The organism is Pseudomonas sp. UV AK001, from assembly GCF_046097675.1.
Classification (GTDB): domain Bacteria; phylum Pseudomonadota; class Gammaproteobacteria; order Pseudomonadales; family Pseudomonadaceae; genus Aquipseudomonas; species Aquipseudomonas kribbensis.
In genome coordinates, this window is record NZ_JBJUVZ010000011.1 from 127,132 (window position 1) to 141,464 (window position 14,333).

Genomic DNA, 14,333 nt, shown 5'->3' on the forward strand with positions numbered 1-14,333 from the left:
TGCTCAATGTTCCTTGTAACGTCATTCTGTCCCAGCCTCGGGCTGGACTTTCCAAGGACGAAAGGAACCTGCATGTCTGGTTATGTACCAAACCCTCCAAGGGGCTACCGCAACAGCGGCGTTGAGCCTGTCGATATCCACGCCCAGCACTGGGCCGAATACAAAGACCTACCCACCAAAGAAAAAGCCGAGTCCAACAGCTTGGGGTGTGTCTTTGCCAAGAGCTGCGATCTTCCAGACGGTGTGATTGATCACAAGACGCCAGCCGGTTTTATTCCAGTCGAAAAATTAGGCAACTACGGTGAGTTTGCCATTCTCGGTGGTCGTGAGACGGATGCGAACGGGAACATCCTCCTCAAGAAAATCAGTGGCAACGCTTTACCCGCTGCGCTGGGCACCCTCCTATTAGGTGGTGGTGGCGCCGCAGCTGCTGGTGCGTCGTGTGGTGGCTTGTGCACTGCAGGAGCGGCCGTTGTTGGTGGCAGTGCCACAACGGGTACAGGAGCTGCGGGCGCCGGCGCGGGTGCAGGGGCTGGAATAATTACTACCGGTGTAGTTCTTGGCTCGTTACTGGGGGCGGTGGGACTGATGGTGCCCGGTAATCTCGGAGACAGTAGCTTGTATTCCGAAGAGCGATTGAAAGCGCTCAAGGAAGGCCGTACACGGGTTCGGATTCATGTCGAACAGCAAGCAGACGGCACTCTTAAAGGATACGGGTACAACACCCAAAGCCGCACCGACTGGGAGATGATTCCGGTGGTGCAATTCGTTGAGCAAGGTTCTCAACAGGTTGCGGACTTTGGCGACGGGGTTACCCTGATATGGACACCAGCCGTTGACCCCTCCAGCACCTCAGGTATTCCACCTTTAGAGGGCGCACCACAAGCACCTCAGATCTGGATTTATCCGCCGTCTGAGAAAGCAGATAGCATCATCGTCAACCCGATCTATCCACCCGAATACAAAGACTTCATCCTGGTGTTCCCGGCTGATTCTGGCATTCAGCCGCTGTACATCGTCATCAGCGCTCGCTATTCACCGGGGGTAGTTACAGGTCGTGGCGAGGATGTCTCTGGTATATGGCTTGCTGGCGCTACAACAGGACTAGTAGCACCCATTCCTACCCGAATAGCAGATGCTTTACGGGGACAAACGTTTGGGAGCTTCGATACTTTCAGAGGTGCATTCTGGAGGGCGGTAAGCAACGATCCAGAGCTATTTAGCCAACTGAGTGAGGACGATCAGGCGCGTGTCCTCACTGGAAACGCCCCTACTGTTCGATTCAGAGATTCGGTAGGAAAACGAGTTACCTATGAAATACACCATGTTGAGCTAATTAGAGACGGCGGTGCGGTCTATGACGTGGATAATTTAAGGGTTAATACCCCACGAAATCACATTGATCTTCACAGAAGGAGATAGGCATAGCATGGAAAATATTTCTGATTTTACCGAAGCCGCATTCATTGCTTTCATCAAAAATATTCGTGTCGTTAACAAAGGCGGTTCGGACGAAGAGCTTGGTGCATTGCTTGAAAAATTCAGTCAGCTTGCAGGGCACCCTGACGGCTACGATCTGATTTTCCACCCGGAACCCGGTGCGGACAACTCTGCTGAAGGTGTAACAAAGACAGTGAAGGAATGGCGTGCTGCGCAAGGACTACCGGGGTTCAAGGAAGACTGATTTTCCAGACTTGGCCCCGCCGTTTTAGTTTTTGCAGAGGGTGGGGTCAGCCTGTGTTTTCACCAGGAAAAATCAGGACTAACCAGCTCCCGCTCACGGACTGTCATCCTGCCTGACTGTCATCCTGCCTGACTGCCTGACTGCCTGACTGCCTGACTGCCTGACTGCCTGACTGCTTACCGCGACTCCGCTCGAAGTGGTTTGGGGATAGCCGACTAAACTGAGCTACTAAAGCCCGGAGATCGCTGAGGAAATGCACATGCTAAAGGTCTGGATAATGCTGCTGTGCATTGGCCTTGCGAGTTGCAGCCAGTTGGATGTGCATACCTACAGCCAAGAGACACCCACACTCAAATTGCGCGAATTCTTCGAGGGGCACGTCGAAGCTTGGGGTATGTTTCAAAAGCGCTCAGGCGAGGTAACAAAACGCTTTCATGTGTTGATCAATGGCCACTCCGAAGGCCGCAGGCTAATCCTCGACGAGTCGTTTACCTACAGCGATGGTAGTACACAAAAACGGGTGTGGACGCTAACCCCTGTTGGCCCTAGCCAATGGCGCGGGACTGCAGGCGACGTGGTGGGCGAGGCGCTTGGAGAGGTGGCAGGCAATGCACTCCACTGGAAATATGTGCTGAACCTTCCGGTGGATGGCAAAGAATACCAGGTACATTTAGACGACTGGATGTACCTTATGGACGAGAACACCATGATGAATCGCTCGTTCATGACCAAGTACGGTGTGGAAGTCGGTCAGATCACGTTGTTTTTCCGCAAGCAGCCTTGAGGTCGCGGGTGGCTGCTCAATGATGGCACTTCCACGGACGAGTCTGTAGACGTTGTCGCCAAATCGCTCATGGCCGGAATCTGCCGTTCACGATCGGCTGCTTTTTGCCAGAAGCAGACATCTAAATACCCACACTTGTATATTCCCGACAGTCAGACTCTCACCACCAACGCGCAGAGTCGGGAAGGTACGCCATTCATGGATCAGAAAAAAGGCCAACCTGGCAGCGCCGACTGGGTCATCCGCAGTGTTCAACCATGAGGGATCGAGCGTATTGAAGCGTGGTTTGGCAGCCACGGGTACGACCCCATCGACACGACACCTATTCGATCGGCCGAACATTGGTGGGCGTCCAGAGCTTTTCACTACTCAGGTTCACTGCGCCACGGTTTTCCCGGCAACACGCTCGTGCCTCACCCCGACGAACTCCACGATGGTATGGCCGGCACCGATGCAGGCTTTCGTTACCGTATGGCCTACGTTGATCCGGCATTAATCCAGAACATCCTGGGGGGAGAATCCTTGCCCTTTCTCGCGGGGGGATTTCGAGCGATCCACGCCTGTACCATGCCAGTGCAGCGTTCGTACAAGCATTAGATCATCCACTGGCAACACTGGAGGAACAGGACGCGCTATTTGATCTGGCAATGGCGTTGCGTGCCGTCGGTGAAAAACCGCGCGGGGGCAAACGTCTGGACTACTGCGCAGCCGAACGCGCCAGAGCATTCATCCTGGAACATCTGCAGTCATGCATTTTGCTGGAGATGCTGGAGCATGCCAGTGGGCGCGAACGCTAGAGCCTGTCACGTGACTTCAGAACGCTCTACGGGACGAGCCCTTACCGATTTGTCATCCTGCGCCGCCTAGATCGATTCCGCGCTTTGGTACTTGGACGCTTCACCTTGGTGGATGCTGCCCTTGTCGCGGGTTTCCATGATCAAAGTCATATGACGCGACACTTTACCCGCTGCTACGGAATACCGCCCATGCGCTGGTTGGAGCGATTGCAGGCCCTACGCTGACTTGCAGGATCGTACAAGAGCGCCCTGTTCCATGCGCTATAGGCTGGCGACTTCAACTACAGAGGATCCGTCATGTCAGAGCTCCGTCATCAACAATCATCAGTTCCTGTAAACCTGGCTCACAAGGCTTCACTCATCGATCGGCAATGGAGCCCCAAGGTTATTGCAGATAAATGACTATCCGTTCAGAGTTGTGCGAATCGAAGGCGAATCCATCTGGCACTTACATCCTGAGACCGACGAAGCATTTCTCTTTCGGCAAGAGGCCGCCGCTCAAATGACGTCTATTAAGCCGGGGTTGATTTAATTGACGGTGATGTGACGTTCATCCAAAGTTCCCCACACCTTCGGCCTACAGACTGCGCGTATCAGTCTGATTGAATCAAGCTAGACCACGCGTTGTAGGCTCAGATTTTTCTTGGACGTTTCGATTTGGTTGTGAACCGCGCTTGGGGAGTCGCCCACACTTTTGACTACTGATTTGAGTTCACTCCGAGTTACGCCAAATTTTTTGGCCCAAAACTTGAGCTCAAACATGTCACCAACGTTGATTCTTATCTCGTCAATGCCACCCGGGAGGTTTCGCTGCTGCATAGATTCATCCATGATCTGCTCGTTTTCAGAAGGTTAGCCGAAACAAAGTAAATTTCGACTTCTTTGGAAATTATTCCCAAGTGCGCTCCTAGTGTTCCTTAACACGATTCGTGCCCATTTGCCTTCAGAGGGCGTCGAACGCCAGATATTAGTGGGAGCAGTCGATTGAGGCCCCAGGCGAGGGGCCGCGACCGGCCAGAAACTGCTGCTCAATGGCGCATAATCAAACCAGGGTCTATTGAAGGCGACTAAAAGTTTATTTTTATAATTGTGCATCCAGTTCGGAGTCTCCCACGTAAGTCCGTCACCCCTCATACGAAGGGTCGAATAATCCAGGAGACGCATCATGCACACACTCATCAAACGCTTTGCGATTGCCTGCTTTACCCTTCTATGCCTCAACACTGGCCTTAGCTTTGCTGCAGATACCGTGATGGTTGGCGGGGCAGCCATGTATCCGAACAAAACTATCGTAGAGAATGCTGTCAACTCTAAAGACCATACGACGCTTGTTGCAGCTGTCAAAGCAGCAGGTCTGGTCGATACACTAAACAGCAAAGAGCCGTTCACCGTCTTCGCTCCCACCAACGAAGCCTTCGCCAAATTGCCTGCCGGAACAGTCGACACGCTGGTCAAGCCCGAGCACAAAGCCGATCTAACCAAGATCCTCACCTACCATGTGGTACCAGGTACTCATACCGCCAAGCAACTGATGGGGGACGCCAAAATGCATGGCGGCAAGGTCATGCTGACAACCGTTCAGGGAGAGCCTCTTACTGTCTGGCTGCACGATGGCAAGTTGTGGGTTGAGGACGCCAAAGGCGGAAAATCAGCTATCACCATCGCCGATGTCATGCAGTCCAATGGCGTCATACACGTCGTCGACACAGTTCTGATGCCGAAGTAGGTGATGTGAGCTCGCGGAAAGAAGAGAGCGGCTTCGTTTTTTCGTGAAGGACTCTGGTCTTGCTCAGGTATGCTTCAAAGAGCAAGACCAAGAGTCTTCGAGGTTGAATTATGAGGAATATTTCGACTGCTGATATCGTCTACAGCACCCAAATAGTGTGCATTTTCTGCGCGCTTGGTCTGTTGATAATGTGGGGGCTCGAATTTGGTGGAAGGTACGGTCTCTACTCATTTGTACTGGGAATCACATTCACAACAGTAACTTTGTGGGGGCGGTGTCCCAGACAGATCAGAAAGCCCTAAGTTAATCGCTCCAGGGGGCGCCCTCTCGGCGTCACCTTTCGGACAGAAGCAGACGATCCATCCAAGTTGTTCGTAGCCTAGGCAGTCAATCGTCGAGCGAATCCGATTCTCAGTCCGCTGGCCGACCAATTGAAATCTCAGTATCTCGACGCGATCCATCACCAGGTTGATTCAGCTCAAGAAGGATGAGATGACAGTCACACGGCATTATTGCAAGCCTTGCTTGGCGTTAGAAAATAGCCACTAATCTGATATCGCCAACCGGTCTCATTTATGTCACACAAGCCCCGTAGCGTTCGCTGGCCAAGACGCTGGAGGGTGATTTTATGAATGTAGAGAGCCGGGTGAACATTCGACGTTTAGCTGAAAACGCAGGCGTTCGAAAAGAGTGATTGGTGCCTTTCGGCGAAGCCAAATGCTGGTGCTGCAGACGGCCGAATACAGGATTGCGCTTTTGCACCGATACCCTGGTAAACGATGCTGAAATTGAAGCCTTGCTGGAAAGCTGGCCTCTTCATGGTACCCCCTTCCTAGCACAAACCTATTCTGCTACGGGGACTTGATTACGGCCATCCGACTTCCGAGGTACTTGCTGTTGAGCAAATACGCTCGAGTGGAGAGTCATCCACCAGAACCGTTTGCACATTTGGATGCGTTGCTTAACTCACTCGTCAGCAAAATGATGAGTATGCGCCAGCAACGAATCGGGTACCCCGTCACGAAGCAATCCGCCCTCCTCTATCCATGCCCGGGTTGATTGATAAGCACGCTGCAGCAGTTGGTCTGTCTGGTTGAAGTCGAACACTGAAGCGTCCAGTGGGCACAACGGCGGGACGACATGAATGGCGGCGCGCGTGCGGTACAACTCGATGTCACGCACCAGTTGACGCATGCTCATCAAGTTGAGCGTGTGCAAGGCCAGCGCAACGAGTCCACTGGGCGGACAGGGGCAGGCACAACCGAACCCGGTGGGCAGCACCAGAACCCGATTTGCACCCAATGCCACCGCGCTGGCAATTGGCGTATTGCTGCTGACACCGCCGTCAACCAGGAACTTTTCGCCGACTCGCACGCTGGGAAACACCAGCGGAATTGCAGCGCTGGCGAGCAACGCCTGTTCGGCACTGCCACTGGATAAAAGCTCTTCGGCACCGCTTAGCAGATTGGTGGTGACGATATAAAGCGGCAACTCGGTATCTTCAATCCGCTTGACCGGCAGTGATCTGCTCACCAAACGATGCAAGGCGGATGCACTCAGCAAGTGCCCACGACGATTCAGAATGCCCATGATTGTGTCGAACGCCGAGAACGGAAACACATCCGACTTGCGCAGACTGCGCCAGAAGTCTGCAAGTTCGCTTACGCCTTTGGCATTCGGTCTCGCGGCGAAGTAGGCACCGTTGATGGCGCCGACCGACGCGCCTACCACCAGGTCGAAAACGACGTCAGCCTCAACCAGAGCCTGCAGCATCCCGACCTGAACCGCACCCAGGCTGCCACCACCGGCCAGGACAAGTGCTGTTTTTGCAATTGGCATGACCCTGCCCTCACCTCATCGCCCTCTTCAGGCTACAAGCCTAGCTGGCTCGCAGCCGATATCACTAGAATGATTACAGTACGCTCTGCCCATACTTAAGTGAGGCATCGTGCTCCAGGTTAGCGTCTACACTCGATCTAGGTTATGACGTTATTCAGATTTGGAGCTTCCTCCAATGCCCGGTGCGCCTGAAACGACCAATACCAAAAAGTTGAATCTGCAAAACAGCCATCCCCGCTGGTTGAGGCTGGCCCATTGGCTGAATGCCCTGGCAGTGTTGGTCATGGTCACGAGCGGATGGCGTATCTACAACGCCTCTCCCCTCTATGGTTTTGATTTTCCCAAGTCGATCACCCTGGGCGGATGGCTGGGTGGCGCGCTGCAATGGCATTTCGCAGCCATGTGGTTACTGGTGGGCGTCGGTCTTTTTTACTTACTTCTCAATCTTTTTAGCGGCAGGCTGTCGCGACGTTTTTTCCCTGTATCACCCAAAGGCTTTATGCATGACCTGTGGTCTGCTCTCCATGGTCGGCTGGGGCATGACGATATAAGCCATTACAACCATGTGCAGCGCGGGGCGTATCTGTTCGTGATCCTCGACATTACAGTTCTGGTGATGTCTGGGTTGGTGTTGTGGAAATCAGTACAGTTTCCGCTACTACGCGAACTGCTGGGCGGCTACGACAGCGCGAGACACGTGCACTTTATTGCGATGTCTTTGCTGGTGGCGTTCATCGCCGTACATTTGGTCATGGTAATACTGGTGCCAAAGACGTTGTGGGCCATGATTGTCGGCCACAAGGAGCGCGTATGAAGAAGCGCGAACAAAACCCGGAGCTGGATGAGTCGGCCATTTTGAAGGACGCGCGAAAGATTATTTCGCTCAAGGTGGAGGATCACTCTCGACGCGTCTTCCTGCTGCGTAGTCTGAGCCTTGGCGGCGTGGCGATGTTGTCCGGCTGCAACATCTCCGATAACGATCAAGTTGAAACAGCCCTGTCGTCCATGTCGCGCTTCAATGACAGGGTACAAGGCTGGTTGTTCAACCCCAACGCCATGGCCCCCACCTATCCTGAGTCGATGATTACGCGGCCATTCCCCTTCAATGCCTTTTACGGCATCGACGAAGCGCCAGCCGTCGATGAAGACAGCTACCGTCTGGAAGTCTCCGGCCTGGTTGCCGACAAGCACAGCTGGAGGCTTGAGGAGCTGCGCGCCATGGCGCAGACCGAGCAGATCACCCGGCACATTTGTGTCGAGGGCTGGAGTGCCATCGGCCGCTGGGGCGGTGTGCGCTTCAGTGATTTCCTCAAGCACGTCGGAGCTGACACCGACGCCCGGTACGTCGGCTTCAAATGCGCCGACGACTACTACACCAGTATCGACATGCCCACGGCACTGCATGCGCAGACGCTACTAACGCTGACTTACGACGGTGCTGTACTACCTCGTCAATATGGCTTCCCGCTGAAGCTGCGCATGCCGACCAAACTTGGCTACAAGAACCCGAAACACATTCAAGCGATTTTCGTCACCAATACCTATCCCGGTGGCTACTGGGAAGACCAAGGCTATAACTGGTTCGGTGGTAGCTGACTCCTGTAGCAACCTCATTGCGCGGCATGGGCTGCGCATTTTCTCAACCTGAGTCTCAAGGTACTTCACTATGTAAAGGTTAACTACTGCAATCCTAGGTGTTTGCCTGGCAGTGGGCGTCGCCGTTTCACACGCCGGCGATACGATGAGCAACGACACGATGAAGAAGGACACGATGTCCCAAGATACGATGAAAAAGGATGGAATGCATAAAGACTCCATGGGTAAGGACACTATGAAAAAAGACATCATGGGCAAAGACACGATGAAGAAAGATTCCATGTCCAATGACGGCATGAAAAAAGACGATATGAAAAAGAATGACATGTCTCAGTAATGCAGGGCATTCCAGGAAAATTATCCTGCGTCTGGAAAACCCGCTTCGGCGGGTTTTCTCATAGTCCGGCGCCTGGTGGCGCACAAGGCCCGCGGATCAGAAAGCCAAGGATTGTCGGTAATTTATTCTCTAAAGCTTCAAATCATTTCGTTAATACAGACCACTTTTGGTTGCGTCATGTCCTCATACGCAAATCGAACACCTTCGCGCCCCAAACTTCCGTACTTAAAACCACCAAAAGGCATGGCATCGAAACGATAATCGGAAGAATCATTGATCATCACGCCACCAGCTTCAATTTGACGCGCCAATTTCAAGGCCTTGGAAAGATCACGCGTGAAGAGTCCCGCATGCAAGCTGTACTCTGGAGCGTTGGCCAGTGCAACAGCGTCCTCCAAGTTATCAAAACGTTCTAATATGACCACCGGCGAGAAGACTTCTTGCTTCCAAATCTGACTATTATGGTTTACACGCTCTAGAACGGTCGGCGCATAGCTTCCCATTTGGCGATGGTGTCCACACAGAAGTAGAGCACCCTCAGCCAACGCTTCATTCACCAATTCCTCCGTGCGACGAGCCGCCTGCACCGTAATCATCGGGCCAACATCTGTTGCTCTCTGGTCAGGATCGCCAAGAACCAATGCGCGTGTTTGGCTGACAAAGCGCTCACGGAAGTCTTCGTAAATTGAACTGTGTACGAGGATACGCTGCGTGCCAATGCAGTTCTGTCCTGCTGCCCAGAAAGCACCAGATACACAAGACTCTACAGTCGGCTCAAGATCACAGTCTTCGAGTACGAGAACCGGAGCATTCCCCCCCAGATCCATGGCCAGCTTCTTCAAGCCAGCACTACGAGCAATGGACTCTCCAGTGGCAAAGCCACCCGTGAAAGAAATCATCCGCACTTCTCGCAGTTCAACCAGTGCTTTACCCAGATCGACACCTCCGGTCGCCGGGGTTACCACAGATGAAGGCAGACCCGCTTCTACCAAGCACTCAACCAGCTTTAGAGCAGACAACGGTGCTAGTTCTGAGGGCTTCAAGATCACAGCATTGCCACCGGCGATGGCCGGGCCCAGTTTATGGGCGACCAAATTCAGCGGATCGTTGTATGGAGTGATGGCGACGATAAGCCCCAACGGTTCGCGAGTGAACCAGCCTTGACGCGATTCGGAGCCTTCATATGCCTCAAATGGAATCACTTCCCCGGCGTTACGACGGGCCTCCTCCGCCGATAGCTTCAGCGTGTTCACACAACGCTTCACTTCCTTCTCTGCTTGTCGCAGCGTCTTCCCCGCCTCTGCAACAATGAGTTTGGCAAATACTTGAGTCTCAAGCTCTACACGCCGGGCCGCCTCCTCAAGAATGCGCGCACGCAGGTGACGAGGCATTGCCGCACTCTCGCGAACGCCAATTCGCGCGCGTTCCAGCAAGCCAGGAACTGCGGCTGCTTCGAGGCAGGGGACGCTCCCTACCAAGCGACCATCGAATGGACTGAACACGTCAATCTGTTTGGCTTCAACAAGCTGGATACTGGCCATGCTGGATACGCTCATGACTATCTCCTGTTATTCGCCGTGGGTGGTGTGGATAGCGACGATGTCTGACAACAATGCGAAGGCCGTCTCGATACGCCCTGCCCCAGGCCCCGACACGGTGACAGCTCCCAGCAGTTCGGTATTGAAAGACACCGCATTCGTAGCACCGCTGATTCCGGCAAGAGGGTGTGAGTTCGACAGTAACCGAGCTTCCACACTCGCTCGAACCGAGCCATCTGCTGCACGATCGGCTGAGCCAATCAGTTTCCAGCTCGCGCCATTGGCACTTGCCTGGGCAATATCTTGCGCGCTGATATTGCTGATCCCCGAGCACGCTACATCACTGACACTCAGTCGCGCATTGAGCAGTTCGTTGGCCAGAATCACCACCTTGAGGCGCACGTCAAATCCTTCCACATCGGCGGTTGGATCTGCCTCTGCGTAGCCAAGCTGTTGCGCCTGTACGACGGCATCGTTGAACGCCAGGCCGTCTTTCATCTGGGTGAGCACGTAGTTGGAAGTGCCGTTCAGGATGCCTTCGAAGCCTTGCACGTTGACTCCCGCCAAGGCCTGCTTGGCCAGACGAATCACGGGAGTGCCACTCATCACCGCCCCCTCGTATTCGAAAGCGACCTGGTTGCGACGGGCCAACGCTTTGAGCTCAGCACCGTGCAGCGCAATAGGCCCCTTATTGGTAGTCACTACATGAATGCCGCTCTCCAAGGCCCAGCGGCAAAAGGTAGTTGCAGGCTCGCCATCCACCGGATTGGTAAAAGTGGCCTCCGCGATGATGTCTGCACCGGAATGCTTGATCACGGTTTCGTTGAAGGCCTCAGCATTGCCGCCGGGCAGTTGAGCGAATGCGCCTTTCTCAACTGGCAGCGCAATCAACTGCTTTGCGTCCAGACCGTCTTTAGCGACGATGGAGCCGAGGAACAGATCGGTGACACCGACAATTTTGATAGTGAAACCCAGGGCCTCTTTCCACTGGGCATTACGATCGGCGACCAATTGGGCGAAACCACGGTTTACGCCACCAAACCCTACCAAGGCAATTTTGTACTCAGTCATAACCGCTGTTCCTATTTTATGTTGTTCGATAGGAACATCCTAAGAGCCGGGCTTGGGCAGTTGAATATGGCAGAGTGCTGTATTAGTTGGGCGTTGTGCCCAAGCGCGAAAACGGTACTTACGCGTCGTGACGCATTTCCTGATCCCTCCTCACAAACTGGTTACGTCCCAGCGCCTTGGCGTTGTATAACGCCTGATCTGCCACCTCGACCAGTTTTTGTAATTGATCTAGTTGCGGGCCCGTGGCCGCAGCAATCCCGATACTCACACTCAACCTTCCGAACGGGCTGCAATGGTGCGAGATATTCTCTAGCGTCAAGCGGTCGAGGATGAGTTGCGCAACCACCGCAGCACCATCACTGTCGGTATCAGGCATGATGACGCCTATCTCCTCTCCACCATAACGTGCCACCAGATCTGACGGTCGTCGCACACACTCCTGGAGGATTCGGCCAACGGTTTGCAGGCATGCATCTCCGGCTACATGCCCGAATGAGTCGTTGAACAGCTTGAAGTAGTCGATATCGATCATCAGCAATGCCAACGTTGTACCGTCACGCTGCGCGCGCCGTGCTTCCATGGCGAGGCTCTTGTCAAAGCAACGCCGATTCGCCAAGCCAGTGAGGGCGTCCTTCATCGTCAGCAATTCAAGCTGATGATTGGATGAGAGCAATTGCTGCTGCACTCCCCGCAACCGTTCTTCTGCCTTGGTACGCCGACGGATATCCAGAATCAGGAACCAGCCAATGATACCGGTGATCCCTAGCAGCCCCGTCACCACCACTGCCGATAGCAACGCCTCCATGCGCCATGCAGCGAGGGCTTCGCGCTTGCCAAGTGCCACAGTAGTTATCAGCGGCAGCCGATCACTTTTGCGGAAAGCGTAAAGCCGCTCCACGCCATCCAGGCTGGAGGTAAACGACGCCGTACCGACTGATCGATCGACCAGGTATTTCGCATAGATCGGCGACTGAGAGAAGTTGCGCCCCATGTCCTGTTCACGGAAAGGATAACGCACCAGCAGCGTACCATCGGTGAAGGACAGGCCGATGGCGCCCTCCTGCCCCACATCCAGCTTGCCAAACAACCGCAGGAAGTTCTCGACTCCCAAGGTTACTGCCACCACACCAGCGAACTCTCCGCGCGCGTCATTGAAGCGGCGGCTGACGGTGATGACCCACTCCTGATTGGAGCGGCTACGGATTGGCGGCCCAATGAAGGGTTCGCGAGAGGGATCATCACGGTGATGGATGAAATAAACCCGGTCACTGCTGTTGACCCCGGCCGGAATCGGTCGGTTGGAAGACATCAACCAGCGACCCTGATGGTCATAAATGGTGATGCCACTGAGCTGAGGCATCAGCGGCTGCTGGCGGTTGACCAACGCATTCAACCGCTCGATCTGCGCGGGGCCGCTGCCTTCAGTTTCGAGACGTTCGACGAGCCCGAGCAAGAGCAGCGAGCTCTGCCGGACAATCCCCTCGGAATAAGTAGCCAGCGCCTGGGTCAGGTTCAACCCATGGACGTTCACGTCGTCCAGCGCCCGCTCCCGAGAACCCAGCACCTTCCAGATCGTCAGTGACACCAAAGAGCAGCCGATCACCAACAACAACAGCACAACCAAGTGAGTATCACGCTTCACATTACTACCTTTTGAAAAGTCCGCTTTTCCATTCCAGCGACTATTGAGTCAAGGCGATAGCCCCCGCCATTCGTCCTCTACTCGTACAAGGACACAGTAGCGGTTGATCACTGCAGCAACTGATTAAGAGGTAGGAAAGGGTAAATTCTGCTTCGCATCAAAGTATCCAAGCGATGGTATTTAGAGAATTTAAGACCGATGGCTCACGCAAAGTGGCATAGCGAGAAGAATAAGTGTCTGTCAGCTGTCTTCGAACTAGATCCCTCCCCCTGACCACCCTGGTTGCCGGTCATGGGAAAGCAGCAGCTGGGTACAGTCATTCGTGAACGTTGGTTATCGGCGCAAGCTGTCAGGCGTTCAAGACACTATAAAAGCCATTCGAAAATAGCTCACTCGGTCGAAGGGTTGGATGCTTTGCTGCCCAAGCGGATTAGCTCATTGGAGAAACACAGGCCGACTATGATCAGTGCCGCTCCCACATACAGGCTTTCGCGGGGTACTTCATTGAGCGCAACAAACGCCAGCAGCGCGGCGAACAGTGGCTCGGTCAATTCCAGCGCTTGCACTTGGGATGGTTTGAGATACTCGATGGCCTTGGTGGTGCAGAAGAAGCCCAGGATTGTCGGCAGCGTGGCCAGCGCCAGCAGCGCGGCGATCGCCAGCGGCGACAGCTCGCCCATCGCGAAACCATCGGCCGCAGCCGGCATCAGCAGGTAAAGGCTGCCAAAGAACAACAATTGTCGAGTGAAGTGCAGCCCCCCCGACACCCCCATACGCTTCATGGCAACTGAAAAGGCTCCATAGCCGGAACCGGCTATGGAGGCGAGCGCAGCACCTTGCAGGGTAAAGCCCTGCTGCAGGTCGCCGCCGAAGATCACCGAGATCCCAGCGATTGCCAGTGCAGCGCCAACGGTAGCGTTCGCGGTGATGGCATCCCTGAGGAAAATGCGCCCCAGAACGATCGAGGATATGGAGGCACTGGCCATCAGCACCACCACCACACCTGCCGCAGCGTAGTGTCGATAAGCGGACGTTTCGAAATGGAACAGAACAAAGATGCCAAGGAATGCGCAGATAGCCGCCTGAGTCCATTTGGTCGATGCCGTCGCACGCTTGAGGAAAAGCAGTAAGATCGAGAGAAGCACGCAACCCAGTACGGTCTTGATGACAGCGACACTGCTAGCGGTGAAACCATTACTCATGAGTACTTTGCTAAGTACACCGATCGTTGCGTTCAGTGCCGCGGCGGAAAGTGCAAAGATGACGCCCTTGCTGAAAGTAGACTGCATTGATGACGATCCCTGTCGCTGAATTGTTGT

Annotated in this window: 13 protein-coding genes and 2 pseudogenes; 9 read left to right on the top strand and 6 right to left on the bottom strand. The window is 54.3% G+C overall.

Annotated features, from left to right (window positions below; translation table 11 throughout):
• Positions 1 to 72 precede the first annotated feature (72 nt).
• From ACKLNA_RS25355 to ACKLNA_RS25375, 5 genes and pseudogenes are all read left to right on the top strand, one after another.
• A complete protein-coding gene (locus ACKLNA_RS25355) occupies positions 73 to 1,422 on the top strand; it encodes an S-type pyocin domain-containing protein (protein ID WP_408987454.1) in 1,350 nt (449 codons plus the stop codon).
• Between the two features lie 7 nt (positions 1,423 to 1,429).
• Complete coding sequence (locus tag ACKLNA_RS25360; protein WP_408987455.1) at positions 1,430 to 1,684, top strand: bacteriocin immunity protein; 255 nt, start codon at positions 1,430 to 1,432, stop codon at positions 1,682 to 1,684.
• A 259-nt stretch (positions 1,685 to 1,943) separates the two neighbouring features.
• Positions 1,944 to 2,468, top strand: coding sequence for a DUF3833 domain-containing protein (locus ACKLNA_RS25365; RefSeq protein ID WP_408987456.1), 525 nt, complete (start codon positions 1,944 to 1,946; stop codon positions 2,466 to 2,468).
• A 264-nt stretch (positions 2,469 to 2,732) separates the two neighbouring features.
• Positions 2,733 to 3,490, top strand: a pseudogene (locus ACKLNA_RS25370) (AraC family transcriptional regulator).
• A 72-nt stretch (positions 3,491 to 3,562) separates the two neighbouring features.
• Positions 3,563 to 3,743 (top strand): annotated as a pseudogene (locus ACKLNA_RS25375) (cupin domain-containing protein); the annotation flags it as partial.
• A 134-nt stretch (positions 3,744 to 3,877) separates the two neighbouring features.
• Here ACKLNA_RS25375 and ACKLNA_RS25380 read toward each other — a convergent pair.
• Positions 3,878 to 4,096: a DUF3606 domain-containing protein gene (locus ACKLNA_RS25380; protein WP_408987457.1), complete on the bottom strand. Its 219-nt coding sequence runs from the start codon at positions 4,094 to 4,096 to the stop codon at positions 3,878 to 3,880.
• A 334-nt stretch (positions 4,097 to 4,430) separates the two neighbouring features.
• On the opposite strand from ACKLNA_RS25380, the gene ACKLNA_RS25385 reads away from it, so the two are divergent.
• Entirely contained in the window at positions 4,431 to 4,991 is a 561-nt protein-coding gene (locus tag ACKLNA_RS25385) for a fasciclin domain-containing protein (RefSeq protein WP_408987458.1), read from the top strand.
• 966 nt (positions 4,992 to 5,957) lie between these two features.
• Here ACKLNA_RS25385 and ACKLNA_RS25390 read toward each other — a convergent pair.
• Positions 5,958 to 6,830 (bottom strand): patatin-like phospholipase family protein, encoded by an 873-nt coding sequence (locus ACKLNA_RS25390; RefSeq protein ID WP_408987459.1) that lies wholly within the window; start codon positions 6,828 to 6,830, stop codon positions 5,958 to 5,960.
• A gap of 175 nt (positions 6,831 to 7,005) precedes the next feature.
• On the opposite strand from ACKLNA_RS25390, the gene ACKLNA_RS25395 reads away from it, so the two are divergent.
• From ACKLNA_RS25395 to ACKLNA_RS25405, 3 genes are all read left to right on the top strand, one after another.
• Positions 7,006 to 7,644: a cytochrome b/b6 domain-containing protein gene (locus ACKLNA_RS25395; RefSeq protein WP_408987460.1), complete on the top strand. Its 639-nt coding sequence runs from the start codon at positions 7,006 to 7,008 to the stop codon at positions 7,642 to 7,644.
• On the top strand, positions 7,641 to 8,426 hold the full coding sequence (locus ACKLNA_RS25400) for a molybdopterin-dependent oxidoreductase (RefSeq protein WP_408987461.1): 786 nt from the start codon (positions 7,641 to 7,643) through the stop codon (positions 8,424 to 8,426). Before ACKLNA_RS25395 ends, ACKLNA_RS25400 begins: the two co-directional genes overlap by 4 nt.
• A gap of 91 nt (positions 8,427 to 8,517) precedes the next feature.
• A complete protein-coding gene (locus ACKLNA_RS25405) occupies positions 8,518 to 8,763 on the top strand; it encodes a pentapeptide MXKDX repeat protein (protein WP_408987536.1) in 246 nt (81 codons plus the stop codon).
• Positions 8,764 to 8,900: 137 nt separating this feature from the next.
• On the opposite strand, the gene ACKLNA_RS25410 is transcribed toward ACKLNA_RS25405, so the two are convergent.
• From ACKLNA_RS25410 to ACKLNA_RS25425, 4 genes are all read right to left on the bottom strand, one after another.
• A complete protein-coding gene (locus tag ACKLNA_RS25410) occupies positions 8,901 to 10,319 on the bottom strand; it encodes an aldehyde dehydrogenase family protein (RefSeq protein WP_408987462.1) in 1,419 nt (472 codons plus the stop codon).
• 12 nt (positions 10,320 to 10,331) lie between these two features.
• The gene (locus tag ACKLNA_RS25415; RefSeq protein ID WP_408987463.1) at positions 10,332 to 11,372 is read right to left on the bottom strand and encodes a homoserine dehydrogenase; all 1,041 of its coding nucleotides are present in this window, start codon (positions 11,370 to 11,372) and stop codon (positions 10,332 to 10,334) included.
• A 118-nt stretch (positions 11,373 to 11,490) separates the two neighbouring features.
• Positions 11,491 to 13,014, bottom strand: a complete 1,524-nt coding sequence (locus ACKLNA_RS25420; protein ID WP_408987464.1) for a diguanylate cyclase — start codon at positions 13,012 to 13,014, stop codon at positions 11,491 to 11,493.
• Between the two features lie 389 nt (positions 13,015 to 13,403).
• Positions 13,404 to 14,303, bottom strand: coding sequence for a DMT family transporter (locus ACKLNA_RS25425; RefSeq protein WP_408987465.1), 900 nt, complete (start codon positions 14,301 to 14,303; stop codon positions 13,404 to 13,406).
• Between the last annotated feature and the right edge of the window lie 30 nt (positions 14,304 to 14,333).

Coding starts and splice junctions, on each gene's coding strand:
- ACKLNA_RS25365 (WP_408987456.1), top strand. CDS start 1,944: ATGCTAAAGGTCTGGATAATGCTGCTGTGCATTGGCCTTGCGAGTTGC.
- ACKLNA_RS25400 (WP_408987461.1), top strand. CDS start 7,641: ATGAAGAAGCGCGAACAAAACCCGGAGCTGGATGAGTCGGCCATTTTG.
- ACKLNA_RS25355 (WP_408987454.1), top strand. CDS start 73: ATGTCTGGTTATGTACCAAACCCTCCAAGGGGCTACCGCAACAGCGGC.
- ACKLNA_RS25360 (WP_408987455.1), top strand. CDS start 1,430: ATGGAAAATATTTCTGATTTTACCGAAGCCGCATTCATTGCTTTCATC.
- ACKLNA_RS25380 (WP_408987457.1), bottom strand. CDS start 4,096: ATGGATGAATCTATGCAGCAGCGAAACCTCCCGGGTGGCATTGACGAG.
- ACKLNA_RS25415 (WP_408987463.1), bottom strand. CDS start 11,372: ATGACTGAGTACAAAATTGCCTTGGTAGGGTTTGGTGGCGTAAACCGT.
- ACKLNA_RS25385 (WP_408987458.1), top strand. CDS start 4,431: ATGCACACACTCATCAAACGCTTTGCGATTGCCTGCTTTACCCTTCTA.
- ACKLNA_RS25395 (WP_408987460.1), top strand. CDS start 7,006: ATGCCCGGTGCGCCTGAAACGACCAATACCAAAAAGTTGAATCTGCAA.
- ACKLNA_RS25410 (WP_408987462.1), bottom strand. CDS start 10,319: ATGAGCGTATCCAGCATGGCCAGTATCCAGCTTGTTGAAGCCAAACAG.
- ACKLNA_RS25425 (WP_408987465.1), bottom strand. CDS start 14,303: ATGCAGTCTACTTTCAGCAAGGGCGTCATCTTTGCACTTTCCGCCGCG.
- ACKLNA_RS25390 (WP_408987459.1), bottom strand. CDS start 6,830: ATGCCAATTGCAAAAACAGCACTTGTCCTGGCCGGTGGTGGCAGCCTG.